The sequence below is a fragment of the Klebsiella sp. CN_Kp091 genome (genome assembly GCF_040065095.1).
GTDB classification, from domain to species: Bacteria; Pseudomonadota; Gammaproteobacteria; order Enterobacterales; family Enterobacteriaceae; genus Klebsiella; species Klebsiella aerogenes.
This window is the reverse complement of sequence record NZ_JBEAIO010000004.1, coordinates 126,215-150,209: the sequence shown is the minus strand read 5'-3', so window position 1 is coordinate 150,209 and position 23,995 is coordinate 126,215. Positions and strand designations below refer to the sequence as shown.

Genomic DNA, 23,995 nt, shown 5'->3' with positions numbered 1-23,995 from the left:
GCCGCCTTTGCGGCGCGCCGGCGTTTAAGCTGACATCCAGCGGCAGAGGTTTTTCAACATCTGCGCGCACTTTTCCAACTGCGCCTCGCTAACAAATTCATCCGCCTTATGCCCCTGCTCCATACTCCCCGGACCACAAACAAGCGTGGCCACGCCGGCCTCATCAAACAATCCGCCTTCGGTGCCAAAAGCAACCGTTGAAAAATCCTCGCATTCGGCCCACTGCGCCAGCCAGCCGGCGAACGCCGACTGCGGGTCGCTCAGCAGGCCGGGATACTGGCTGAGCGGTTGAAAGCTAATAGCCGATCCCGCCGCCTTCGCGCGCATTTTTGGCAACAACTCGCCTTCGGCATACGCCTGCAGCGAGGCCAGCGCATCATCGACCGACACATCCGGTAAATGGCGAATTTCAAAATCGAACTGACAGTGCTGCGGTACAATATTCAACGCCGCGCCGCCCTTAATCACCCCCACCTGCAGGGTGCTGAAAGGCGGATCGAAACGCGAATCCTTGCGAAGCGCAAGCTGCTCGCCCAGCTCGTCCAGGCGGCCAATCAGCTTTGCCGCCCAGGCAATCGCATTCACGCCATCAGGCGCATAAGCGGAGTGGCAAGCGTGGCCGTGAACATCGCAGCGCATCGCCAGCTTCCCCTTGTGACCATAGACCGGGCGCATCTCCGTCGGCTCGCCGATAATGCACATCGCCGGTTTCTCTGTCGACGCCTGCAGATGGGCGACCAGGCTGCGTACGCCAAGACATCCCACCTCTTCATCGTAGGAAAAAGCCAAGTGCAGCGGCATGCGTAGCGGTTGGGCGAGAAAATCAGGAATGGCGGCCAGTACACAGGCGAGGAAGCCTTTCATATCGGCGCTACCGCGGCCGTAGCAGCGGCCATCGCGTTGCGTGAGGGCAAAAGGGGGAACCGTCCATGGCTGGCCGTCAACCGGCACCACGTCGGTGTGGCCGGAGAGCATAACGCCGCCGGGCCCCGCAGGGCCCAGTCGTGCATAGAGATTAGCTTTTCTCCCTTCCGCATCATAAAAGCGCTGCGTTTCGATTGCGAAGCCGTGGAGATATTCGGCGATATCGTCGATCATCGCCAGGTTCGATTCGCGGCTGGTGGTGTCAAACGCCAGCAGCCGCGCCAGAATATCCTGTAATCGACTATTCATCGCCGGGTACTCCGTAACTGGGAGCCTCCCGCGGATCGAGAGCGCGCGTCACGTAAGCCTGCATTTGCGGTTCATAGGCCTGCCACAACGCCGCCAGCTCGCCAATCGGGTCCGTTTCACTCCAGTCAACGCGCAGATCCACCAGCGGCCAGGAGTAATCATCCACCACCTTTACCGCCGCCGAATGGACCGGCCCGGCCTCGCCGCCCTCTGCTACACCGGCCTGCAGCGCGGCAACCAGTCGCGTCGCCAGCTCGCCTTCGGTTTGCGAAAACGTTGCCGCCATCGCGGCAATCACCGCTTCAGATGCCAGCATATTACCGCCGGCGATACAGTTATCGCCCTGCACAACATGCCAGGTCCCCAGCGTTTTATCGCCGCTGAACCACGCGGTCTGGCCGCTGGCGTCGATGGCGATAATCTGCCGATAGCGGCTAAAATCATCTTCCGCCAGCGCCCGGCGCATCGCTTTCTCCGCCGTCAGCCCCTGCTCCATCTGCGCCAGAGTGAGTTGCCCCAGCGCCGGTAAGGTAATGTTCTGGCTCGATACCGCCCCTACCCCCGCCTGCAGCCACGGGCAGCGGGCGCCGACGGCAATGCTTGAAGAGCTGATCGCGATACCAAACTGCCCGCTTTCCGGGCAGCGTGCGGCAATCGAAAATGTCATTCTGCCTCCTTATTTCGCCACGTCATCAGGGATGACGGCGATAACATCGATTTCCATTAGCCACTGCGGCTGCGCCAGCGCGGAAATCACCAGCCCGGTGGAGATCGGGAACACGCCTTTTAGCCATTTTCCTACCTCCTGATAGACCGGTTCGCGATAGCGCGGATCGATAATATAGGTGGTGGTTTTGACGATATGCGACAGATCGCTACCCGCCTCTTCCAGTAGCTGTTTGACGTTTTTCATCGCCTGTTCCGCCTGCGCTCTAGGGTCGCCAAGGCCCACCAGATTGCCGGCAAAATCCGTCCCTACCTGGCCGCGAACGTAGACGGTATTACCGGCGCGCACCGCCTGACATAAATCATTGTCCAGCGTCTGATTAGGGTAAGTCTCTTTGGTATTGAACATCCGAATACGAGTATGGGTCGGCATAATGGTTATCCTGTTCAGTAAGTCATGATTAACGCTGACTGGCGTCTTTGTACTGGCTATATTTACGGCGGGTAGCGATATGGTCGGCGATATGCTTCGCGTCGTGCCAGACGCCCCAGATAAAGGTTGATCCCCGGCGCGATAACCACGGCAGGCCGAGGAAGTAGACTCCCGGTTCGCTGGAGACGCCGCGCTGATGCTGAGGACGGCCCTGTTCGTTGAAAGCGTTGACGTTGAGCCAACTGTAGTCCACCGCATAGCCGGTGGCCCAGATAATGGTGTTAATCCCCGCCTGCGCCAGATCGAGCGACAGGATCGGCGACGTCATGCAGTCCGGGTCCGCTAAGAATTGCCGTGCGGCGGGCTCTTCCGGTAAATCCAGGCCATTGGCGGCGATGTAAGCATCGGCGGCATCCAGCAGCGCCAGGTAGTTTTCATCGCCGAGACGAATATTTTCGACGAGATTATTTTTAAAGGAGACGGTGCCCCCAGCGAAGGATTCGGTGAGACCAACCAACGTGATACCGCGATGCGCCAGCTCGCGGAAATCAACCGTGTGGCCGCCGTGCGCGCCGCTAACCGCGATGGTAACGTGCTCTTTACCGGGTTCGCTGGCCGGCGCATCCCACAGGCCTAATACCCCCAGCCACCAGCAGAAGTCCCGGTTACGATAGGCGCGCGGCGGGCGGTCATGGGCGCCGACCGACAGATAAACCTTGCGGCCCGCGCGCTGCAGTTCATCGGCGATTTGCACGCCGGACGAGCCCGCGCCCACCACCAGCACCGCACCTTCCGGCAGTTGCTGCGGGTTGTAATATTTCGCCGAATGAATTTGATGGATGGCGCTGTCGCGCGGGGCGATCGGCGGAATAACCGGCTTCTGGAACGGCCCGGTCGCCGCGACAATATTCAGCGCTTCAATCACGCCGTCGGTGGTTTCAATGGTAAACCCCGGACGACCGTGGTTACGCACCGCACTTTTGACTTCCACGCCGGTACGGACCGGAAGATTAAACTCGCGCACATAATCGACAAAGTATTGCGCAACATCATCCTTGGCAATAAAGGCATCGGGGTCGCCGCCTTTAAACTCCATGCCCGGAAAACGGTCATGCCACGCCGGGCCGTTCGCCACCAGCGAATCCCAGCGGCCGGTACGCCATGCTTCGGCAATGCGATTCTTTTCCACGACCAGATGCGAAATACCCTGTTTGCTCAGGTGCTCGCTCATAGCGATCCCGGCCTGCCCCCCGCCAACAACCAGCGTCTCGATTTGTATTTTTTCTACGGTCATATATGTGTCCTTCGGATGATGTTCTGCTCATGACCGAGGTTAATAAACCGTTATACACAGGTAAATTATTATAAATTTAGTACCTGAGAATAAAATAATGATGCAGCGGTCTCCCCCTGCCTTCAGGCCATTTCCGCCACGCGAATACGCAGTATTTATTTTTCAGGAACGGGATTTTGAAAGGAAAAATAACAATGGCTTTCGAGGCTCATGAAAATATCGTCAGAGCCTCGTTTTTTTATAAGCAATAAAACGTAGAAAATACCGCATGAATATATTTACCCGCGCTAATCGCGGGTAAATTTGCTCATTCAGGCGACTTTCACTTCTTGCTGCGGCGGGCTCAACACCGCATTGCGGCAATATTCCATAAACAGTTTGGTGGGTTTAGTCGGTTCACTACTGCGCAGGTGCGCCATTACCAGCGCCGAATTCGCCATCTCATCTTGAATTTCCACACAGCGAACCTGCTGGCCGTCATAGGTCATGTCATTCACCGGACGCGTTACCAGCACCGAGAAGCCCAGCCCTTGGCCGACCATGCAGCGCACCATCTCAATCGACGGCGAACTGTAGGCCACCTGCGGGTTGTAGCCCTTATCTTTGAAAATGCTGATGAAGTAGTTTTTGCTCGGCACCACATCCAACAGGATCATTGGCAGATTGCTCAGCTCCGACAGCCGCACGGCGTGCCGCTGGGCCAGCGGATGGTCCGCCGGTAACAACGCATAGGGCTTCTGCGGCGCGTTGAGGCTCTCGGTATAAATCGAGGTATCCAGTTCGAGGTCATAGAGAAAAGCCAAATCAAAACGCCCGCGGTGCAGGCCGTGAGCAATCTCGTGCTGCTCGCCGTCGTAAATTTTAATGGTGATTTCCGGATAAATTTTCTTAAACCCGGCCATCAACGATGGCATATACAGCGGCGCGGCGGTCTCGAAACAGCCGATGGAAATAATCCCGGAGACCAGCTCATTATCGGCCTTCGAGTTTTGCTCGAATTGATAAGAGAGCCGCAGCAGTTCTTTGGCTTTTTCATAAAAACGCTGCCCGCTCGGAGTCATTGATACCCCCTGGGCGTGGTGGCGAATAAAAAACTGCTGCTCAAACATATCTTCCAGCGTCTTCACGGCAATGGAAATTGACGGCTGCGCGATATGCAGCTGGCGTGAGGCTTCAGCAATACTTTCCGCCTCGACGACGGCAACAAAGTATTTGAGCTGTTTCAGGGTGAAATGGGGCATGTGATACCTTATTTTTTTATCATCAAGGAGGCAGGCTGGTTAGCTTTAAACGATGAATACCCTGGCCTGCAACCCTCTGCCGTGAAAAAGATCAACAATCCGACAGCGATCAGATTTTTACAGAAAATTAACAGACGCCTGGCGAGAAAACTGCGAGCGCCGGAGGATAATACTTCGGCCAGTATAAGCAGGATGAGAAAAAACAAGGCATATAACTACCTTATATTACAACGTATTAATTATGCTTACGCTCACTAAAACGCGCTGGTGAGGTCGAACGTTTCATCGTTATTCATTTTGCCTTAATTAGTATTTATGTTCTCAATATTTTTATTTGAGAATATTTAATATTGCCAAAGCCCACCGGGCCCCTTCGTTATAGAAAACGGACCGCAAATAAAAACTCTTTGCATTACAGCTTATTGAAAAATTGCACCTCCCCGATTTTTGAACGCCATCACAACGCACGACCTCCCGTCCTCGATCACAGAAAATCGCCAATCCTGACTAACAACGATTTTTATAGAGGTAGCCTCAATTTTTAGTCCTTTCTCGCCGCATTGGCCTCCTGCATCATGAACTCAAAGAAACAAATAAATAACAATTACGCAACATGCGAAGGAGAAGGTTCATGTCTGATAGAAACTTTTGGCAGCGCAGGCTGCAGGAGCAGCGCTTTATCAGCCACGCCATTATCGATGGTCAACCGTACGTCGCGAAAAGCCGTAAAGTCTGCCCCGCCATTAATCCAGCCAGCAATACGCTGCTGGCGGAAGTCACCTCGCTGCAGGCGGAAGATATCGATATTGCCGTCGCCTCCGCGCGCCGCGCGTTTACTTCCGGCGTCTGGTCGGGGCTGGCGCCGCAGGAGCGTAAACGCGCGCTGCTGCGCCTCTCGGCGCTGATCCTTCAACATCGCGAAGAGCTGGCGCTGCTGGAGAGCGTCAGCATGGGGAAACCGGTCAACGATGCGCTGAACATTGATGTACCCGGCGCCGCGCACATCCTCAGCTGGTATGCAGAAAGCGTGGATAAAATCTACGATGAGGTGGCTCCCGCCAGGCCCGGCGCGCTGGCGACCATTACCCGCCAGCCCATCGGCGTGGTTGCCACCATCGTGCCGTGGAATTTCCCGCTCGACCTCGCCTCCTGGAAGTTGGGTCCGGCGCTGGCCGCCGGCAATAGCGTAATCCTCAAGCCCTCGGAAAACTCGCCGTTTAGCGCCCTGCGTCTGGGCGAACTGGCGCTGGAGGCCGGTATTCCGCCAGGCGTGCTTAACGTGGTGACCGGGCTGGGAACCGAAACCGGGAGCGCGCTGGGACTGCATCACGATATCGATGTCATCGCCTTCACCGGCTCAACCGCCGTCGGCAAAGCCTTTATGGCCTATTCGGCCCAGTCCAATCTGAAACAAGTATGGCTGGAGTGCGGCGGCAAGAGCGCCAATATCATCTTCGCCGACTGCCAGGATCTCGACCTGGCCGCTGAAAAAGCAGCTTTCGGTATTTGTTTTAATCAGGGCGAAGTCTGCTCTGCCAACTCTCGCCTGCTGGTTGAGCGCCCGATTTACGCGGCCTTCATTGCCAAACTACAGGAAAGAATGCAGGCCTGGGCTCCGGCGCATCCGCTCGAGCCGCAAACCCGCATGGGAGCGATGGTCAGCGCCGCGCATGCCGAAAAAGTGATGGCGGCTATCCGCCGCGCGCAAGACGAGGGCGCAACGCTGCTTACCGGCGGCCGTACGGTGGAAATAGACGGCGTCGCCAACTACGTTCAGCCAACGCTGCTGACCAACGTGAACGAAGAGATGGCGCTGTGGAAAGAGGAGATCTTCGGCCCGGTGCTGGCCGTTTGCGCCTTCGATAGCGAGCAGGAGGCGGTTCATCTGGCGAATAACCATATCTATGCGCTGGCCGCCTCGCTATGGACCGACAATCTGCACCGCGCCCATCGCGTCGCCGCGCAGCTGACCGCCGGAACGATCTCGGTAAATACCGTCGATGCGCTGGACGTCACCGTTCCCTTTGGCGGCAACAAACAGTCGGGCTTTGGCCGCGATCTGTCGCTGCACGCCTTTGATAAATTCACCAGCCTCAAAACCACCTGGTTTCAGTTTCAGCAGACAGGAGAGACGAAATGACTAATCCAAGCAATCAGAACCGTTCGACGTCCGATTACCAACATTCAGATGCGGCTCACCATATTCATGCCTTCCTGGATCAAAAAGCGCTGAACGCCGAAGGGGCGCGCGTCATGGTACGCGGCGAAGGACTATACCTGTGGGACAACGACGGGAATAAATACCTCGATGGAATGTCCGGCCTGTGGTGTACCCAGCTGGGCTACAGCCGCCAGGATCTGGCGGACGCCGCCGCGGCGCAGTTTGCCAAACTGCCCTATTACAATATGTTCTTCCACACGACCCACCCGGCGGTGATTGAGCTTTCCGAGCTGCTGTTCAGCCTGCTGCCGCCACACTACAGCCACGCTATCTACACCAACTCCGGCTCGGAATCGAATGAAGTGCTGATTCGCACCGTTCGTCGCTACTGGCAGATCCTCGGTAAGCCGGAGAAAAAGGTGATGATTGGCCGCTGGAACGGCTATCACGGCTCCACGCTGGCGGCAAGCGGGCTCGGCGGCATGAAGTTCATGCATGAAATGGGCGGCGTGATCCCGGACGTTGCCCACATCGACGAACCCTACTGGTTTATGCACGGCGGCAACCTGACCCCACAGGAGTTCGGCCTGCGCTGCGCCCGCCAGCTGGAAGAGAAGATCCTTGAGCTGGGCGCGGAAAACGTCGCCGGTTTTATCGCCGAGCCGTTCCAGGGCGCGGGTGGGATGATCTTCCCGCCGGAAAGCTACTGGCCGGAAATCCAACGTATCTGCCGGCAATATGACGTGCTGCTGTGCGCCGATGAGGTGATTGGCGGCTTTGGCCGTACCGGCGAGTGGTTTGCGCATCAGTACTTTGGTTTTGAACCGGATACGCTGTCGATTGCTAAGGGGCTAACCTCTGGTTACGTACCAATGGGCGGGCTGGTACTGAGCAAACGCATGGCGGAAGTGCTGGTGGAAAAAGGCGGCGTTTTCCCACACGGCCTGACCTATTCCGGCCACCCGGTGGCGGCCGCGGTGGCGATTGCCAACCTGAAAGCCTTACGCGATGAAAACCACGTTACCCGAGTTCGTACCGATAGCGGCCCCTATCTGCAAAAAACGCTGCGCGAAGTGTTTGAAAATCATCCGCTCATTGGCGAGGTGCAGGGAGCCGGGCTGGTGGCTGCCCTGCAGTTTGCTGAAGATAAAGCCACTCGCAAACGCTTTGCCAACGAGAACGAACTGGCCTGGCGCTGTCGCACCATCGGCTTTGAAGAAGGGGTGATTATTCGCTCGACGCTGGGGCGCATGATCATGGCGCCGGCGCTGATTGCCGGACATAGCGAACTCGATGAACTGGTTGAAAAAACCAAGCGTGCCGTTGACCGTACCGCTAAAGAGATTGGCCTGCTATAAGTCAATTACTTACTGCTTTTGATTATCTTTTAGCGGAGGCCTTCGGCCTCCGTTTTTACCTGCATTCCACTTAGCAGGGTTCCGGGTATCAGCAGACCGTCATGAGATGCGCTTTTAGAGCGTCGGCAAAAAAATGTTGATCTGATACGAACAAGCTTTTATTTTGCCTGCTAGTTTTCAAACTGAGATGAAACTGATGCCTACTATTATCGCCAGTAGTATGAAAGAAGCTAAAGAACTTGTTAATGCCAGAAAGTACCGGGAAATCGTCCTGAATTTCGATGTTGACGCTGATGATTTTTTCACCCTTGCAACAGCGCAGCATGACACCAAAATCACCATTGCAAACAAAAATAGCCACTCACCGGTTACATTAGAAAAATAATAAAACCCCTGAGGAAATTTTTATGTTGTTGTTTATTGGCACTATTGCTGTCGCTTTTCTCTCTTCTCTGATGCTCATCTGGCTCGACGATCGCATCGCCGAGCAGGAGTAATCCCTCCCCCGATTTAAAGCTCTCCGCACCGGTCATCGGTGCGGAGACAAAAGATTACAGCGATTTCGCCAGACGTTCGACGGCGGTCAGCAGACCGGCTTCAGAAACCGTCGAATAGGAAAGACGCAGCGTGCGGGTATCCGGATTATCGTTGTAGAACGCTTCGCCAGGTACGTAAACCACGCCGTTTTCCAGCGTCTTATTCAACCACGCCATGGTATCGAACGGATAGCGGAAGCGGGCCCACAGGAACATTCCCCCTTCCGGGCGGCTAAACTCAAGATGCTCGCCAAGACGGCTTTCCAGTGCCTCGGCCAGCGCCACGCACTTCTTGCGGTAGTCTTCGCGGATCAGGGCGATCTGATTGTTCAGGCGATTCATTCCCAGATACTCAGCGGTGATAACCTGAGAGAGCATATTGGTATGCAGATCCGCCGCCTGCTTCACGATCACCGCCTGGTGCGCCAGCCATTCCGGCATCACGATCCAGCCAATACGCATTCCCGGTGCGAGGATCTTGGAGAACGTGGAGGTGTACACCACCCGATCTTCACAGCCTTGTTCGATCGCATGTTGATACAGCGGACGCCGCACTTTATCGGTGAAGCTGATTTCGCCGTAGGGATCGTCTTCGATGATCACAAAATCATGTTGCTTCGCTAACGCCACCAGCCGCTGGCGACGATCGTCGCTGAGGGTTTTACCGCCGGGGTTGCCAAACGTCGGCACCAGATAGACCGCTTTAACCTTAGTGGTCTCCAGCAGATCGGCCAGTTGTTCAACCAGCATGCCGTTATCGTCGGTATCGACGCTCAGGATATTCGCCTGCGCCAGCTGGAATACCTGCAGCGCGGCAAGGTAGGTCGGACGTTCAACGACGACCGCATCGCCCGGATCGAGCAGCGTGCGGGCAACGATATCCAGCGATTGCTGCGAACCGGAGGTGATATACACCTGGCTTGCCGAGCAGGCCACGCCGCGCGACTGGCAGATTTCGCTCACCGCCTGGCGCAGCGGCGGATATCCTTCGGTAAGGCCGTACTGGAACGCATCATTAAAACGTTCGCTCATCACCTTTTGCACCGCGAGGTTGAGACCTTCGGTATCAAACAGTTCCGGAGCCGGAATACCGCCGCCAAGCGAAATAACGCCGGGCAGTTTACTGTGTTTGAGAAGTTCGCGGACGGCGGAGGGCTTAAGTTCACCCGCGCGGGCGGCGAGGCGCCGATCGTGCATATGCTTTTCCTTTTCTGTCTTGTTGTTGTGTTAGTTGTACGTTGAAGCTTTGCAGGTGCCGGGCAGCGATGCTAGCCGCTGCCCGGTTTGCGGCCGTTACTCGTTGTCTTTCAGTACGACTAACGGCTCAATATCGCTCTCTTTCTTCACCACCAGCGAATCATCGCCGCGCAGGCAGGTTCCGCCATAGTTACCGCCCACCGTAAAGGTGCACACCTGGATGTACTTGCCGTCAACCTTCGGCAGACACCACAGCTGCTGGTAAATATTTTTGCGATCGACAAATTGCCCGCTGGTCTGATCCAATACCTCATCGTGCGGGCTTATCAGATCGATGTTATTACCGCAGCGCCCGGAGATCGGTTTGACCGCATAACCGGTTTTCGCCAGCTCGTCATTGACCACAAAATCGGTATCCAGCAGATAACGATGATGCGGGAACAGCGACCACAGCACCGGCAGAATCGCCTTGTTGCCGGGGATAACCGTCCACAGCGGTTCGAATACCAATACTTCAGGGCGCAGCAAGACGTCAATCAGGCGCACCTCATTTTGCGGATGACCGGTACGAATCGGCACCGCCGCATACTCATCGGCGCTGACTTCACGCACCTGCTCGATGGCGGTTTCCCATGCCCAGGTCTTCCACACGCAGTTAACCAAGCGGCCATCGCCGTCGATAAGCTGACCGGCAGCATCCCAGCGCAGCTCATCAAGACCGAAGAGAATTTTGCTCTCAAAGCCCGCCTCGGTTAGCGAACGCTGAATAAACTGGGCATGGTAGTTCTCTTCAAGATCCTTATCCTGCATGATATGCACGAACGGCCGCGCGCGGCTGTGTTTCCACGCCCCCGCCAGCTCCTCGAGCAGATTTTCCGCCGGATTATGGCCGGTACCGCGGTAGCCCTGTTTGAGCCACTGTTCGAGGATCAATCCACCTTCCGTATGGCAAGAGGCAGAGTCGGCGTTGTATTCGTACACCTTCAGCCCGCGCTCGTCCATGCAGAAATCCATGCGCCCGGTAATCATATGATGTCGGCGGCGCTGCCACGAGAGGCGCAGGCGCGGCCAAAGAATTTTCGGAATATCGAACAGCGCCAGCAGGTTGTCATCTTTCATCACCTTATCAGTGGCGTGCAGATACATCAGGTGCAGTTCGTTAGTCGCTTTAATCAGCTCCTGTTCGGCGCTCTCGCTGATGGTGAAGTACTGGTAGGGATCCTGATTGATGAAATGACCGTTGGCTTCAACATAGGCCTTTTGCAGCGCGTCTTTCTCATTGAGCCAGTTACCGCGGAACTGGCCCTTATTCGGCAGCCGCGCGCCGCTGATTTTCATCTCCTCGCCCGGCAGCACCGGCTGCGGCAGGCTGTGCTCGGTATCGGCGGTCTGGATCATCCAGCCTAAAATTTCGGTATCGGTAAAGGTATCTTTGATGGTGTAGACGCCGTCTTTCACTTCCAGCGTCAGCTCGCGGGTCCACTGCTGGCCCTGCGGCAGCGGCGCGTGAATGACGTTTTGCTCGGCGATACGGACCTTATTCCCTACCAGTTGCGTAATCACCGCCACGTGGCCGGTATGTTTAAACTCGCCGCCTTTCTGCCAGATTAGCAGCGAGCCGGCGATCGGCGGACGACGCGAGCCGTTGGCGAAGGCCTGCAGGGGAAGAATGTTGTCATTCACCACTTCGCGCAGAAAGCGCAGCGAGAAGATTTCATAAGCCATACCGACATCGGTAAAGACAAAGCCGTAGGTGAGGAATAAAAAGCGCCGCGCGAACTCTACGCACTGCCATTTATGCCCCATATACTCATTGCCGATATAGCTGCGGAAAGCGGCGTCATCCGGATAATCTTGTGGATTTAAGCTACTGTAATTCGAAGAATAAATTGCCACGCCGCCCGGCGCGTAGCCTAAAAGCGTGCCGAAAGGGGCGTCAATACTGGTCGATCCTTTACTCATTTAGCCTGACCTCAAATTAATGCAGCCCGGGCAGTTGGCGGAACAAAACTCCCTCTTCTTATCCTGCCGCAGGCACTTACCAGACAGAGGTGAAAAGATGATACCACTCATTCGATTCGCTAAACGTGCCCTTATAGAAAATAACCCGGCGTCCATTGGCAAAAGTGATATTGTTAGCCAACACATAACAAAAAAACATCACTACATCAGGAGTCGACAATGAGCGCACCTTCGCATCTCAATGCCCAGCCGCTGGTCTGGGGACACGGCCCGCGGACTTTTGAAGTATTCCTCGAACCAACCTGTCCGTTTTCCGTTCGCGCCTTCAACAAACTCGATGAATTGCTGGATGAAGTCGGCGCCGAGAACGTCACGATTAAGATTCGCCTGCAGTCCCAGCCGTGGCATCTGTTTTCCGGGGTAATCGTGCGCTGCGTGCTGGCCGCCTCCACCCTGCCGCACGGCAGAGAGCAGGCGCACAAAGTCCTGCAGGCGGTCGCCGATCATCGTGAAGAGTTTGAATTCACCGACCACTGCAGCGGGCCGAATATGAATACCACTCCGCAGCAAATTATCGAGCGCCTTGAGCGCTATAGCCACGTGTCGCTGGCGGCGGCATTTGCCCGCCCTGAGCTGCAAAACGAAATCAAATGGCACAGTAAATACGCCCGCCAGAACGGCATCCATGTGTCGCCGACGTTTATGGTCAACGGCCTGGTGCAGCCCGATCTCGGCAGCGGCGATGACGTCAGCGTGTGGGCCGCGCGGATTATGGCCTGAGATTAGCTGCTAGACTTTTTTATACACCTTACTAAAGAGGCAGGTCAGTATGTCCGACAATCACTACCAACCACCGAAAGTATGGGAATGGAAACAGAATAACGGCGGCGCGTTCGCCAATATCAACCGTCCGGTTTCCGGCGCGACGCATGAAAAAGTGCTGCCCGTTGGCAATCACCCGCTGCAGCTCTATTCGCTGGGCACGCCGAACGGGCAGAAAGTGACTATCATGCTGGAAGAGCTGCTGGCGCTGGGCGTGGCTGGCGCTGAGTATGATGCCTGGCTGATTCGTATCGGCGAAGGCGATCAATTTTCCAGCGGCTTTGTCGAAGTGAATCCGAACTCGAAGATCCCGGCGCTGAGCGACCACTCCACCACTCCACCGACCCGGGTATTTGAATCCGGCAGCATCCTACTCTATCTGGCGGAAAAATTTGGTTTCTTCCTGCCGAAAGACCCGGCCGGGCGCACCGAAACGCTGAACTGGCTGTTCTGGCTACAGGGCGCAGCGCCGTTCCTCGGCGGCGGCTTTGGCCACTTCTATAACTATGCGCCGGTGAAAATCGAGTACGCCATCGACCGCTTTACCATGGAAGCGAAACGTCAGCTAGACGTGCTGGATAAGCAGCTGGCGCGCGGCCGCTTTGTGGCGGGGGAAGAGTACACCATCGCCGATATGGCGATCTGGCCGTGGTACGGCAACGTGGTGCTGGGCAACGTCTATAACGCCGCGGAATTCCTTGATGCCGGCAGTTACGTTAACGTGCTGCGCTGGGCGCAGGATGTGGGCAATCGCCCGGCGGTGAAGCGCGGACGGATAGTTAACCGCACCAATGGCCCGCTCGACGAGCAGTTGCACGAGCGCCATGACGCCCGCGATTTCGACACGCAGACCGAAGACAAACGTCAGGCGTAATGCCTTTACCCGGCGGCGCAAAGCTGCCGGGTAAGTTATCACATCAGTGCTTTACCTTAGTCAGGCGATCGAGATAGCCCATCACAAAGGCAGACAGCACAAAGGTGAGATGGATAATGACGTACCACATCAGCTTATTATCCGGCACGTTCTTCGCATCCATAAACACCCGCAGCAGGTGAATGGAAGAGATAGCCACAATCGACGCCGCCACCTTGTTTTTCAGCGATGTCGCATCCATTTTGCCAAGCCAGTTGAGCTTCTCTTTGCCTTCGTTAATATCCAGCGTCGAGACGAAGTTCTCATAACCTGAAAACATCACCATCACCAGCAGCCCGCCCACCAGCGTCATATCGACCAGCGAAAGCAGCGTCAGAATCAGATCCGACTCGCTGACGCTGAAGATATGCGGCAGGATGTGGAATATCTCCTGAAAAAATTTTATCGATAGCGCGATAAGCCCCAGCGAGAGGCCGAAATAAACCGGCGCCAGCAGCCAGCGCGAAGCATAAATAGCGTTTTCCAGAAAGCGTTCCATAAGGTCCTGTCAGTTTGTAAAAATGGCCGCCATTATATCGCAGCTGGCCCATATCAAAACGATACGCAGTCGGTGGGGAAATAAAAAAGGCCAACACTGTGTTGGCCTTTCGGGAGAAATCCTGGGGGAAATTACTTCGCTTTGACGGTCTCTTCGCCCACCAGACCAATTTTCAGGTAACCGGCCTGATGCAGCGTATCCATCACTTTCATCATCGTCTCGTAGTCGACGGTTTTGTCGGCTCGGAAGAACACGGTGGTGTCTTTCTTACCCTGAGTCAGCGCGTCCAGCGAGGCAATCACGCTCTCTTCGGTCACCGGATCGTTGCCGAGGAACATCGATTTGTCCGCCTTCACCGACAGGTAAATCGGTTTTTCCGGACGCGGCTGCGGCTGGCTGGATGAGGCTGGCAGGTTGACTTTGACGTCCACGGTGGCCAGCGGCGCCGCCACCATGAAGATAATCAACAGCACCAACATGACGTCGATAAACGGCGTGACGTTAATATCGTGCATTTCGCCGTTATCATCGAGGTTTTCGTTAAAATGCATCGCCATAGCGGATCAACCTACCCGTAATTTCTGCGCCGGACGCAGCGGCTGAGAACCACTGGCGTTCAGGTCAAGGTCACGGCTTTGCAGCAGCATAATCTGCGCGGCCACATCGCCAAGAGACGCTTTGTAACTGGCAATCATGCGGGCGAAGACGTTATAGATAACCACCGCCGGAATCGCGGCAAACAGGCCAATCGCCGTTGCCAGCAGCGCTTCCGCGATACCCGGCGCGACAACCGCCAGGTTAGTCGTCTGCGTTTGCGCGATACCGATAAAGCTGTTCATGATGCCCCAGACGGTACCAAACAGACCGACGAACGGGGAAATAGCGCCGATGGTTGCCAGATAACCATTTCCGCGGCCCATGTAGCGGCCAACCTGCGCCACGCGACGCTCAAGGCGGAAACCGGTACGTTCTTTAATGCCTTCGTTGTCATCCACGCCTGCCGACAGTTCCAGCTCATTATTGGCTTCGTTAATCAGCTGAGTGGTCAGGCTTTTAGCATGGAATCCATTCGCGATAGTGTTAGCCTGATCGAGAGAACGCGCTTCGCTGAGCTGCTGCTGCTCACGCTTGAGGCGACGCTTGCTGGACAACATTTCGGCACCCTTGCCGAAGAAAATAGCCCAGGTGACTACTGAAGCCAGAATCAAGCCAATCATCACAACCTTAACGACAATATCGGCGTGATGATACATACCCCAAACGGAGAGATCCGCCTGCATCAAATTATTACCCACACTGTTTCTCCAGGACGTCAATCACAAAAACTGAGCATAATAATATCAAAACGACATCGAATTGATAGTGGTTCTCATTAGTATTTACACTGTGCAGCAAATCACGTTTATTTTCTTTGCGCTTACGCAGTAAAAAAGCGGCTGACGCCGGTTTCGGGAAAATTTTTGCCTGTATCGTTTGCGGCCCGGTACACAAACCGGTATTCATGGTAGTTTAGACGTCCAGACGTATAAAAACAGGTTTCTATAACATGGCTGATAAACATCTTGATACCGCGCTGGTCAACGCCGGGCGCCGCAAAAAATATACTCAGGGTTCGGTGAATAGCGTTATCCAACGCGCCTCATCGCTGGTGTTCGATACCGTCGAGGCTAAAAAACACGCCACCCGTAATCGCGCCAAAGGCGAGCTGTTTTATGGCCGCCGCGGCACGCTGACCCACTTTTCGCTGCAGGAAGCCATGTGTGAACTGGAAGGCGGCGCCGGCTGCGCCCTCTTCCCCTGCGGCGCGGCCGCGGTCGCCAACACGATTCTGGCCTTCGTCGAACAGGGCGACCACGTGTTAATGACCAACACCGCCTATGAGCCCAGCCAGGACTTCTGCACTAAGATCCTCGCGAAGCTCGGGGTGACGACCGGCTGGTTCGATCCGCTCATCGGTGCGGATATCGCCAACCTGATTCAACCCAATACTAAAGTCGTGTTTCTGGAATCCCCCGGCTCGATCACCATGGAAGTGCATGATGTGCCGGCCATCGTCGCCGCCGTGCGCCGCGTCGCGCCGGAAGCCATTATCATGATCGATAACACCTGGGCGGCAGGGGTACTGTTTAAAGCGCTCGATTTTGGTATCGATATCTCTATTCAGGCGGCAACGAAATATTTAATTGGTCACTCCGACGGGATGATCGGCACCGCGGTGGCCAACGCCCGCTGCTGGGAGCAATTGTGTGAAAACGCCTATCTGATGGGCCAGATGGTCGATGCCGACACCGCCTACATGACCAGCCGCGGCTTGCGCACGCTTGGCGTCCGCCTGCGTCAGCATCATGAAAGCAGCCTGCGCGTCGCCGAATGGCTGGCGCAGCACCCGCAGGTGGCGCGAGTCAATCATCCGGCGCTACCGGGCAGCAAGGGCCACGAGTTCTGGAAGCGCGACTTCAGCGGCAGCAGCGGGCTGTTCTCTTTCGTCCTTAATAAACGTCTGACCGACGCCGAGCTGGCAGCCTATCTGGACAACTTCAGCCTGTTCAGCATGGCCTACTCGTGGGGCGGGTTCGAATCGCTGATTCTCGCCAATCAGCCGGAACATATCGCGGCCATCCGCCCCGGGGCGGAAGTGGATTTCAGCGGCACTCTTATTCGACTGCACATAGGTTTAGAAAATGTTGACGATCTGCTGGCGGATTTAGCGGCAGGTTTCGCGCGTATCGTGTAAAGTGACAGGAAGTGGCAACAAAAGCGGACGCTTTCAGAAAAGCGGCCGCTTTTGTTGCGCCCGGGATCAAGGTGCTCGGGCCGCTTCAGGAGTACACTAGTCGAAAAACGGTACCACTTAGGAAAGTCCATGGTTGTCATTCAAGAGATTGTCGCCGCGCTGTGGCAACATGATTTTGCCGCATTGGCAAACCCTCACGTTGTGGGTTTTGTATATCTGGTCATGTTCGCGACCCTGTTTCTGGAAAACGGGCTGCTGCCGGCTTCGTTTTTACCGGGCGATAGCCTGTTGCTGCTCGCCGGCGCGCTAATCGCTAAAGGCGTCATGGATTTTGTCCCCACTCTCGCCATCCTAACCGCTGCCGCCAGCCTCGGCTGCTGGCTGAGCTATTTACAGGGGCGCTGGCTGGGTAATACCAATATGGTGAAAGGCTGGCTGTCGCATCTGCCGCACAAATATCACCAGCGCGCCACCAACATGTTTGATAAACACGGCCTGCTGGCGCTGCTGGCCGGGCGCTTTTTGGCGTTTGTCCGCACCCTGCTGCCAACCATGGCGGGCATTTCCGGCCTGCCGAATCGTCGTTTCCAGTTCTTTAACTGGCTAAGCGGCCTGCTGTGGGTTGGTGTCGTCACCGGTCTTGGCTATGCGCTGAGCATGATCCCGTTCGTGAAAAACCACGAAGACCAGGTCATGACCTGCCTGATGATTTTACCGATCGCCCTGCTGGTGACCGGCCTCGTTGGTACGGTTATCGTCGTTATCAAGAAGAAATACTGCAGCGCCTGATTCACTCGCGCCGGATGGTCTCAAAGTCCCCGGTAGCGCTAACGCTTACCGGGGCTACAGGCGCCGCATCCTTATCAAATCCCCTGCATTGTGCGAATACGCGCAGCATCTTCACCCGGCGTAATACCAAAATAGCGTTTAAACTCACGGCTAAACTGCGAGGCGCTTTCATAGCCGACGCGCATTGCCGCCGCGCTGGCTTTCATACCGTCATGGATCATCAGCATTCTGGCCTTATGCAGGCGATAGGTCTTCAAATACTGCAGCGGCGAGGTGCTGGTAACCGATTTAAAGTTATGGTGAAACGCCGAGACGCTCATATTCGCTTCCGCCGCCAGCTGGTCGACGCTGAGGTTTTCGGTGTACTGGCTTTCAATACGCTTCAAAACGCGGCTAATCAGACTAAAGTGCGTCTGTCGGCTGACCAGCGCCAGCAGCGCGCCGCCGCAGGGGCCAATCAGGACATGATAAAGGATCTCGCGAATAATCTGTTTGCCGAGAATGCGCGCGTCCAGCGGCCGCTCCATCACGTCTAACAGGCGTTCCGCCGCGCAGAGGATCTCTTCCGATAACACCGCCGAGTTGATCCCGCTGGAGGCGACCGACGGCTGAAAAAGCTCATCTTCGCCGATATCCATCAGCAGCTCCTGCAACTGCAAAATATCGACATTCAACCGCATTCCCGCCAGCGGCACTTCCGGGGTCGCGAAGGTTTCGCATTCGAACGGTAGCGGAACGGTTAACAGTAAGTATTCGTTGGTGTCATAACGGAAGGTTCGTTCATTGATATAGCCAATTTTATGGCCGGAAAAGAGAAAAACGATCCCCGGCTGGTACATCACCGGCGTACGGGTGCCCGGCTGCGTCCCGTACAGCAGACGGATATCCGGCAGCAGTTCACTTAGCATTTCTTGCTTATCTTTCAGCTTGTTAACTTTATCTGTTAATAGCTGGCATATCTCGGCACGGTTCATTTTCGCTGCTTCTCCGACGACTTTTCTACAAGCTTATTGTGCGTAGTTTCCTTCTTTTTCTCCAGCCCAATGGAGAAATGGGCAAGACAATGGCAGGAATGTGCATTGAGAGGAAACGGTCGCAGGAACACAATAGCCGCCATCGGGCAGAGAGTCGTCTTTTCTGCCGGGAGTTTCATCTTTATGAGGGCACCAGCCATGAATAACTTCAATTTACATACCCCAACCCGCATTCTGTTCGGCAAAGGCGCCATCGCCGATCTGCGCGAACAAATCCCAGCCGGCGCTCGCGTGCTGGTGACTTACGGCGGCGGTAGCGTGAAGAAAACCGGCGTACTGGATCAGGTACTGAGCGCGCTGGCTGGCTTTGACGTGCTGGAGTTCGGCGGGATTGAGCCAAACCCGTCTTACGAAACGCTGATGAACGCGGTGAAAATCGCTCGCGAAGAGAAAGTGACCTTCTTGCTGGCGGTTGGCGGCGGTTCGGTGCTTGATGGCACCAAGTTTATCGCCGCGGCCGCGCACTATGACGCGAATATCGATCCGTGGGAAATTCTGGAAACCTACGGCAACAAGATTGCCAGCGCAATTCCGATGGGCTCGGTATTGACCCTGCCGGCGACCGGTTCCGAATCAAACAAAGGCGCGGTTATCTCGCGTAAAACCACCGGTGATAAACGCGCGTTTATGTCCGAACACGTTCAGCCGGTCTTCGCGATCCTCGATCCGGTTTACACCTACACCCTGCCGCCGCGCCAGGTCGCTAACGGTGTCGTTGACGCTTTCGTCCATACCGTTGAGCAGTACGTGACCTACCCGGTTGACGGCAAAATTCAGGACCGTTTCGCCGAGGGCATTCTGCTAACGCTGGTGGAAGATGGCCCGAAAGCGCTGCAGGAGCCGGAGAATTACAACGTGCGCGCCAACATTATGTGGGCGGCGACGCAGGCATTGAACGGCCTCATTGGCGCAGGCGTGCCTCAGGACTGGGCGACGCATATGCTCGGCCACGAACTGACGGCGATGCACGGCCTGGATCACGCTCAGACGCTGGCTATCGTGCTGCCGGCGCTGTGGAATGAGAAACGCGATACCAAGCGCGCTAAGCTGCTGCAGTACGCCGAGCGCGTGTGGAATATCACCGAAGGTTCCGAAGAACAGCGTATCGATGCCGCTATCGCCGCAACCCGTAGTTTCTTCGAACAAATGGGCGTGCCGACTCGCCTTTCCGATTATGGTCTCGACGGTAGCTCCATCCCGGCGCTGCTGGCGAAGCTGGAAGAGCACGGCATGACTAAGCTTGGCGAAAATCAGGATATCACTCTGGACGTCAGCCGCCGTATCTATGAGGCTGCCCGCTAAGTTATTCCCGCCTGATTCACCTCTCCTTACGTTAAACAAACGTCAAGGAGAGGTGTTTTTACTACCGTTTTTAGCTATTTCGTCCAGACTTAATGCTACCCCTCGGCGGATTTTTGACGCTGAGTTCATTAACAGGAGGAAGGCATGACACATCCAACCGTTATTAAACTACACGACGGCAACCTGATGCCGCAGCTGGGTCTCGGCGTGTGGAAAGCAGGCAACGAGGAAGTCGTCTCCGCCATTCATAAGGCGCTGGAAGTCGGTTATCGTTCTTTTGACACCGCCGCCGCGTACCAAAATGAGGCTGGCGTCGGCAACGCGTTAAGCAGCGCGGGCGTCAATCGCGATGAGCTCTTCATCACCACCAAACTGTGGAATGACGATCAAAAACGGCCGCATGAAGCGCTAAAAGAGAGCCTCAGCAAGCTGAAATTGGACTATGTGGATCTCTATTTAATCCACTGGCCGGTGCCAGCGATAGGCCATTACGTCGAAGCCTGGCAGGCGCTGATCGAACTACAGCAGCAAGGGCTGGCAAAAAGCATCGGGGTGTGTAATTTCCAGGTGCCGCATCTGCAAAAGCTGATCGATGAAACCGGCGTCGCCCCGGTGATCAACCAGATTGAGCTGCACCCGTTAATGCAGCAGCGTCAGCTACATGCATGGAACGCCACGCACAAAATCCAGACCGAATCCTGGAGCCCATTAGCGCAGGGCGGCAAAGGGGTCTTCGATCAGAAAATTATTCACCATCTGGCGGATAAATACGGCAAAACGCCGGCGCAAATCGTCATTCGCTGGCATCTCGACAGCGGACTGGTGGTAATCCCGAAATCCGTCACGCCATCGCGTATCGCGGAAAACTTTGACGTCTGGGACTTCCGTCTCGACAAAGACGAACTCAGTGAAATCGCTAAGCTGGACCAAGGCAAACGTCTCGGCCCCGACCCGGACCAGTTCGGCGGTTAATCCCCTTCACTTTTGCCTTTAGCGCCGCACGGCGCTAAAGGCTTTCGCAAATTAAATGTATATCCTCAGGCTCCAGAGCAAACAGCTCCGGGTCGGGCTCATCAATTAAACGACACCCCTGTGAGAGATAAAAATCAACGGTACTTTTATTGGGAATGGACGAAATATACAGGCCGGACGCGCCCAGATCAGGAAGCTGCTGCAGCGCATAATCAAACAGACGCCGTCCCCATCCCTGGCCACGCTGCGCCGCACCCACATAAAAGAATAGCAGCTGGCGTAGATCGCCCTTTTCACCCCGTGGCAAGGTATCAATCGCCGCCGCGGCAATGATTTTATCCTGTTCGAAAAAGGCGAAAAAAATACCGCCGCGATCGTAGCAGGCCTCGTGAATAGGCGTATAAACCTGGCGATCGTGAGGATCCCAACCTCGCACATCATAATATTGCGAGTACGCCTGAAGCCGGCCATTATCGAGCTTATAAAGGGTGTCGATAATTTCACTGCGATCTATCTCCCACAACATTTCCAGCTGCTGTCGTGACAGGATTACCGGCATCATTATCGTTCTCTCTCCTTATATGACAGGCTTTCCCCCGGCGAGCGCACCCGCCGGGGAAGCGGCTTAGCGGGACGCCGTCTTCGGCTTAATACGCTTTTTCGCGCCCGGCGCGGCCGGCGTCTGGCGCTGATGCGCAACCGGCGTATGCTTCGTCAGCGCCGGACGGGTATGGCGGTTCTGGCGACGCGCTTCACGCATCTCGTCAAGGGTCGGCGCCGGTACCAGGCAGTCACGGCGTGAACCAATCAGATGCTTTTTACCCATCGCTTCCAGCGCCTGACGGATCAGCGGCCAATTTGCCGGATCGTGATAGCGCAGCAGCGCTTTATGCAGACGGCGCTGTTTGTCACCCTTCGGCACCACCACGTCTTCGCTCTTATAGCCGATTTTACCCAGCGGGTTCTTGCCGGTGTAATACATGGTGGTTGAGTTCGCCAGCGGCGACGGATAGAAGTTCTGTACCTGGTCGAGACGGAAGCGATGACGTTTCAGCCACAGCGCCAGGTTCACCATATCTTCATCGCGCGTCCCTGGGTGGGCGGAAATAAAGTACGGGATCAGGTACTGTTCTTTACCCGCCTGCTTCGAATAGGTATCAAACAATTCTTTAAAGCGGTCATAGCTGCCCATGCCCGGCTTCATCATCTTCGACAGCGGCCCCTCTTCGGTATGCTCCGGGGCGATCTTAAGGTAGCCACCGACGTGGTGGGTCGCCAGCTCTTTGATATAGCGCGGATCCTCTACGGCGATGTCGTAACGCACACCCGATGCGATAAGGATTTTCTTGATGCCTTTCAGGTCGCGGGCGCGACGGTACAGATTAATCGTCGGCTCATGGTTGGTATCCATGTGCGGGCAGATATCCGGGTAGACGCAGGAGAGGCGGCGGCAGGTCTGCTCAGCGCGCGGCGATTTACAGCGCAGCATATACATATTGGCGGTTGGGCCGCCAAGATCGGAAATAATGCCGGTAAAGCCGGGGACCGTGTCGCGAATCGCTTCGATTTCATTGATTATCGAATCTTCGGAGCGACTCTGGATGATGCGCCCTTCGTGCTCGGTGATCGAGCAGAAAGAACAACCACCGAAGCAACCGCGCATGATGTTAATGGAGAAGCGAATCATCTCGTAGGCCGGGATACGCGCATCGCCATAAGAAGGATGCGGCACACGCTTGTACGGCAGCGCAAAGACGCTGTCCATCTCTTCAGTCGACAGCGGGATCGCCGGCGGGTTAACCCAGATATAACGCTCGCCGTGCTTTTGCATCAGCGCGCGGGCGCAGCCTGGGTTGGTTTCATGGTGCAGAATGCGCGACGCGTGAGCGTACAGCACTTTGTCGCCTTTAACCTTCTCAAAGGAAGGCAGCAATACGTAGGTTTTTTCCCACGGTTTTGGCCGCGGCGGCTGCACGACAACGGTTTTGGCCTCAGCTTTTTTCGGCGCAACCGGTTTGTTGTCTGCGCACGGCAGGTCTTCACCGTACGGATGCGGAATCGGGTCGATTTTGCCCGGCGTATCCAGACGCGTGGAGTCAACGCCGCTCCAGCCCGGCAGTGCTTCCTTTACCATGATCGCGGTATTACGCACATCGCGAATATCGCCGATGGCCTCGCCCATCGCCAGACGATGCGCCACTTCTACCAGCGGGCGCTCGCCGTTGCCGAACATCAGCATATCGGCTTTTGAATCCACCAGCACCGAGCGGCGCACGGTATCGGACCAATAATCGTAGTGCGCGGTACGGCGCAGGCTGGCCTCAATACCGCCGAGGATCACCGGCACGTCTTTCCATGCTTCTTTACAGCGCTGGGTATAAACCAGCGTCGCGCGGTCCGGGCGCTTACCCGCGACGTTGCCGGCGGTATAAGCGTCGTCATGGCGCAGCTTACGGTCGGCGGTATAGCGGTTGATCATTGAGTCCATATTGCCCGCGGTCACGCCGAAGAACAGATTCGGCTTACCCAGGCGCATGAAGTCTTCTTTGCTGTTCCAGTCCGGCTGAGAGATGATCCCTACGCGGAAGCCCTGTGCTTCCAGCATACGGCCGCAGATAGCCATGCCGAAGCTTGGATGGTCGACGTAGGCGTCGCCGGTCACCAGAATAATGTCGCAGCTATCCCAGCCAAGTTGATCCATCTCTTCACGCGACATCGGTAAAAATGGCGCAGGGCCAAAACAGGCAGCCCAGTATTGCGGCCAGGAAAATAGGTCACGATCCGGCTGGATCAGGGATATTGCGCTCATATTGCTTCCGGGGAAAATGATAAAAAAATAACCAAAAGGGCGTGGATTATAAGCCGGAATGATAGTGGAAATGAAGGAGGATTTTCTCAAACCCTGACCG

At 55.8% G+C, this 23,995-nt stretch carries 22 protein-coding genes and 1 pseudogene; 9 read left to right on the top strand and 14 right to left on the bottom strand.

The window, feature by feature from the left end; all coding sequences use genetic code 11:
* Nucleotides 1–24: 24 nt before the first annotated feature.
* From argE to ABLV17_RS04015, 5 genes are all read right to left on the bottom strand, one after another.
* Nucleotides 25–1,173 carry an acetylornithine deacetylase gene (gene argE, locus ABLV17_RS04035; RefSeq protein WP_213316613.1) on the bottom strand — a complete coding sequence of 383 codons (1,149 nt, stop codon included), beginning with the start codon at nt 1,171–1,173 and terminating at the stop codon, nt 25–27.
* A complete protein-coding gene (locus tag ABLV17_RS04030) occupies nt 1,166–1,840 on the bottom strand; it encodes a DUF1028 domain-containing protein (protein WP_015703481.1) in 675 nt (224 codons plus the stop codon). Before ABLV17_RS04030 ends, argE begins: the two co-directional genes overlap by 8 nt.
* A gap of 9 nt (nt 1,841–1,849) precedes the next feature.
* Nucleotides 1,850–2,272: a RidA family protein gene (locus ABLV17_RS04025; RefSeq protein ID WP_087859803.1), complete on the bottom strand. Its 423-nt coding sequence runs from the start codon at nt 2,270–2,272 to the stop codon at nt 1,850–1,852.
* Between the two features lie 28 nt (nt 2,273–2,300).
* On the bottom strand, nt 2,301–3,566 hold the full coding sequence (locus tag ABLV17_RS04020; RefSeq protein WP_015703482.1) for an NAD(P)/FAD-dependent oxidoreductase: 1,266 nt from the start codon (nt 3,564–3,566) through the stop codon (nt 2,301–2,303).
* A 311-nt stretch (nt 3,567–3,877) separates the two neighbouring features.
* The gene (locus ABLV17_RS04015; RefSeq protein ID WP_015703484.1) at nt 3,878–4,807 is read right to left on the bottom strand and encodes a LysR substrate-binding domain-containing protein; all 930 of its coding nucleotides are present in this window, start codon (nt 4,805–4,807) and stop codon (nt 3,878–3,880) included.
* Between the two features lie 631 nt (nt 4,808–5,438).
* On the opposite strand from ABLV17_RS04015, the gene ABLV17_RS04010 reads away from it, so the two are divergent.
* The 3 genes from ABLV17_RS04010 (at nt 5,439) to ABLV17_RS04000 (ending at nt 8,711) form a co-directional block, all read left to right on the top strand.
* Entirely contained in the window at nt 5,439–6,947 is a 1,509-nt protein-coding gene (locus ABLV17_RS04010) for an aldehyde dehydrogenase (RefSeq protein ID WP_308957734.1), read from the top strand.
* The gene (locus ABLV17_RS04005; RefSeq protein WP_108684040.1) at nt 6,944–8,326 is read left to right on the top strand and encodes an aspartate aminotransferase family protein; all 1,383 of its coding nucleotides are present in this window, start codon (nt 6,944–6,946) and stop codon (nt 8,324–8,326) included. The genes ABLV17_RS04010 and ABLV17_RS04005 overlap by 4 nt, the downstream gene beginning before the upstream one ends.
* Nucleotides 8,327–8,522: 196 nt before the next feature.
* Nucleotides 8,523–8,711: a hypothetical protein gene (locus ABLV17_RS04000; protein WP_047078357.1), complete on the top strand. Its 189-nt coding sequence runs from the start codon at nt 8,523–8,525 to the stop codon at nt 8,709–8,711.
* A 166-nt stretch (nt 8,712–8,877) separates the two neighbouring features.
* On the opposite strand, the gene ABLV17_RS03995 is transcribed toward ABLV17_RS04000, so the two are convergent.
* From ABLV17_RS03995 to ABLV17_RS03985, 3 genes are all read right to left on the bottom strand, one after another.
* A complete protein-coding gene (locus tag ABLV17_RS03995) occupies nt 8,878–10,059 on the bottom strand; it encodes a PLP-dependent aminotransferase family protein (RefSeq protein ID WP_213793595.1) in 1,182 nt (393 codons plus the stop codon).
* 96 nt (nt 10,060–10,155) lie between these two features.
* Nucleotides 10,156–12,021, bottom strand: a complete 1,866-nt coding sequence (gene gss / locus ABLV17_RS03990; RefSeq protein WP_113373066.1) for a bifunctional glutathionylspermidine amidase/synthase — start codon at nt 12,019–12,021, stop codon at nt 10,156–10,158.
* A 76-nt stretch (nt 12,022–12,097) separates the two neighbouring features.
* Nucleotides 12,098–12,220 carry a hypothetical protein gene (locus tag ABLV17_RS03985; protein ID WP_323129966.1) on the bottom strand — a complete coding sequence of 41 codons (123 nt, stop codon included), beginning with the start codon at nt 12,218–12,220 and terminating at the stop codon, nt 12,098–12,100.
* A gap of 20 nt (nt 12,221–12,240) precedes the next feature.
* Between ABLV17_RS03985 and ABLV17_RS03980 the strand changes: the two genes are divergently transcribed.
* Both ABLV17_RS03980 and yghU read left to right on the top strand, forming a co-directional pair.
* The gene (locus tag ABLV17_RS03980) at nt 12,241–12,801 is read left to right on the top strand and encodes a thioredoxin domain-containing protein (RefSeq protein ID WP_015703498.1); all 561 of its coding nucleotides are present in this window, start codon (nt 12,241–12,243) and stop codon (nt 12,799–12,801) included.
* Between the two features lie 49 nt (nt 12,802–12,850).
* Nucleotides 12,851–13,717, top strand: a complete 867-nt coding sequence (gene yghU / locus ABLV17_RS03975) for a glutathione-dependent disulfide-bond oxidoreductase (protein ID WP_032715837.1) — start codon at nt 12,851–12,853, stop codon at nt 13,715–13,717.
* Between the two features lie 43 nt (nt 13,718–13,760).
* Here yghU and ABLV17_RS03970 read toward each other — a convergent pair whose 3' ends face one another.
* The 3 genes from ABLV17_RS03970 to exbB form a co-directional block, all read right to left on the bottom strand.
* Entirely contained in the window at nt 13,761–14,255 is a 495-nt protein-coding gene (locus tag ABLV17_RS03970; protein WP_015369672.1) for a TIGR00645 family protein, read from the bottom strand.
* 131 nt (nt 14,256–14,386) lie between these two features.
* Nucleotides 14,387–14,812: a TonB system transport protein ExbD gene (exbD, locus tag ABLV17_RS03965; protein WP_015369671.1), complete on the bottom strand. Its 426-nt coding sequence runs from the start codon at nt 14,810–14,812 to the stop codon at nt 14,387–14,389.
* A 6-nt stretch (nt 14,813–14,818) separates the two neighbouring features.
* Nucleotides 14,819–15,550 (bottom strand): tol-pal system-associated acyl-CoA thioesterase, encoded by a 732-nt coding sequence (exbB, locus tag ABLV17_RS03960; RefSeq protein WP_015369670.1) that lies wholly within the window; start codon nt 15,548–15,550, stop codon nt 14,819–14,821.
* 251 nt (nt 15,551–15,801) lie between these two features.
* Between exbB and metC the strand changes: the two genes are divergently transcribed.
* Both metC and yghB read left to right on the top strand, forming a co-directional pair.
* Nucleotides 15,802–16,989 (top strand): cystathionine beta-lyase, encoded by a 1,188-nt coding sequence (metC, locus tag ABLV17_RS03955; RefSeq protein WP_087859810.1) that lies wholly within the window; start codon nt 15,802–15,804, stop codon nt 16,987–16,989.
* A 129-nt stretch (nt 16,990–17,118) separates the two neighbouring features.
* The gene (gene yghB / locus ABLV17_RS03950; protein WP_308957736.1) at nt 17,119–17,778 is read left to right on the top strand and encodes a DedA family general envelope maintenance protein YghB; all 660 of its coding nucleotides are present in this window, start codon (nt 17,119–17,121) and stop codon (nt 17,776–17,778) included.
* A gap of 74 nt (nt 17,779–17,852) precedes the next feature.
* Here the strand turns inward: yghB and ABLV17_RS03945 are convergent, their stop codons facing one another.
* Entirely contained in the window at nt 17,853–18,752 is a 900-nt protein-coding gene (locus ABLV17_RS03945; RefSeq protein WP_015703501.1) for an AraC family transcriptional regulator, read from the bottom strand.
* A 198-nt stretch (nt 18,753–18,950) separates the two neighbouring features.
* Between ABLV17_RS03945 and yqhD the strand changes: the two genes are divergently transcribed.
* Together yqhD and dkgA are read left to right on the top strand one after the other, a co-directional pair.
* Nucleotides 18,951–20,114, top strand: coding sequence for an alcohol dehydrogenase (yqhD, locus tag ABLV17_RS03940; protein WP_087859813.1), 1,164 nt, complete (start codon nt 18,951–18,953; stop codon nt 20,112–20,114).
* Nucleotides 20,115–20,258: 144 nt separating this feature from the next.
* Nucleotides 20,259–21,086, top strand: coding sequence for a 2,5-didehydrogluconate reductase DkgA (dkgA, locus tag ABLV17_RS03935; protein ID WP_015369664.1), 828 nt, complete (start codon nt 20,259–20,261; stop codon nt 21,084–21,086).
* A 34-nt stretch (nt 21,087–21,120) separates the two neighbouring features.
* On the opposite strand, the gene ABLV17_RS03930 is transcribed toward dkgA, so the two are convergent.
* Together ABLV17_RS03930 and ABLV17_RS03925 are read right to left on the bottom strand one after the other, a co-directional pair.
* The gene (locus tag ABLV17_RS03930; protein WP_308957737.1) at nt 21,121–21,648 is read right to left on the bottom strand and encodes a GNAT family N-acetyltransferase; all 528 of its coding nucleotides are present in this window, start codon (nt 21,646–21,648) and stop codon (nt 21,121–21,123) included.
* Nucleotides 21,648–23,985: pseudogene (locus ABLV17_RS03925) on the bottom strand (YgiQ family radical SAM protein). Before ABLV17_RS03925 ends, ABLV17_RS03930 begins: the two are co-directional and overlap by 1 nt.
* Nucleotides 23,986–23,995: the final 10 nt, after the last annotated feature.

Coding starts and splice junctions, on each gene's coding strand:
- argE (WP_213316613.1), bottom strand. CDS start 1,173: ATGAATAGTCGATTACAGGATATTCTGGCGCGGCTGCTGGCGTTTGAC.
- ABLV17_RS04030 (WP_015703481.1), bottom strand. CDS start 1,840: ATGACATTTTCGATTGCCGCACGCTGCCCGGAAAGCGGGCAGTTTGGT.
- ABLV17_RS04025 (WP_087859803.1), bottom strand. CDS start 2,272: ATGCCGACCCATACTCGTATTCGGATGTTCAATACCAAAGAGACTTAC.
- ABLV17_RS04020 (WP_015703482.1), bottom strand. CDS start 3,566: ATGACCGTAGAAAAAATACAAATCGAGACGCTGGTTGTTGGCGGGGGG.
- ABLV17_RS04015 (WP_015703484.1), bottom strand. CDS start 4,807: ATGCCCCATTTCACCCTGAAACAGCTCAAATACTTTGTTGCCGTCGTC.
- ABLV17_RS04010 (WP_308957734.1), top strand. CDS start 5,439: ATGTCTGATAGAAACTTTTGGCAGCGCAGGCTGCAGGAGCAGCGCTTT.
- ABLV17_RS04005 (WP_108684040.1), top strand. CDS start 6,944: ATGACTAATCCAAGCAATCAGAACCGTTCGACGTCCGATTACCAACAT.
- ABLV17_RS04000 (WP_047078357.1), top strand. CDS start 8,523: ATGCCTACTATTATCGCCAGTAGTATGAAAGAAGCTAAAGAACTTGTT.
- ABLV17_RS03995 (WP_213793595.1), bottom strand. CDS start 10,059: ATGCACGATCGGCGCCTCGCCGCCCGCGCGGGTGAACTTAAGCCCTCC.
- gss (WP_113373066.1), bottom strand. CDS start 12,021: ATGAGTAAAGGATCGACCAGTATTGACGCCCCTTTCGGCACGCTTTTA.
- ABLV17_RS03985 (WP_323129966.1), bottom strand. CDS start 12,220: ATGTTTTTTTGTTATGTGTTGGCTAACAATATCACTTTTGCCAATGGA.
- ABLV17_RS03980 (WP_015703498.1), top strand. CDS start 12,241: ATGAGCGCACCTTCGCATCTCAATGCCCAGCCGCTGGTCTGGGGACAC.
- yghU (WP_032715837.1), top strand. CDS start 12,851: ATGTCCGACAATCACTACCAACCACCGAAAGTATGGGAATGGAAACAG.
- ABLV17_RS03970 (WP_015369672.1), bottom strand. CDS start 14,255: ATGGAACGCTTTCTGGAAAACGCTATTTATGCTTCGCGCTGGCTGCTG.
- exbD (WP_015369671.1), bottom strand. CDS start 14,812: ATGGCGATGCATTTTAACGAAAACCTCGATGATAACGGCGAAATGCAC.
- metC (WP_087859810.1), top strand. CDS start 15,802: ATGGCTGATAAACATCTTGATACCGCGCTGGTCAACGCCGGGCGCCGC.
- yghB (WP_308957736.1), top strand. CDS start 17,119: ATGGTTGTCATTCAAGAGATTGTCGCCGCGCTGTGGCAACATGATTTT.
- ABLV17_RS03945 (WP_015703501.1), bottom strand. CDS start 18,752: ATGAACCGTGCCGAGATATGCCAGCTATTAACAGATAAAGTTAACAAG.
- yqhD (WP_087859813.1), top strand. CDS start 18,951: ATGAATAACTTCAATTTACATACCCCAACCCGCATTCTGTTCGGCAAA.
- dkgA (WP_015369664.1), top strand. CDS start 20,259: ATGACACATCCAACCGTTATTAAACTACACGACGGCAACCTGATGCCG.
- ABLV17_RS03930 (WP_308957737.1), bottom strand. CDS start 21,648: ATGATGCCGGTAATCCTGTCACGACAGCAGCTGGAAATGTTGTGGGAG.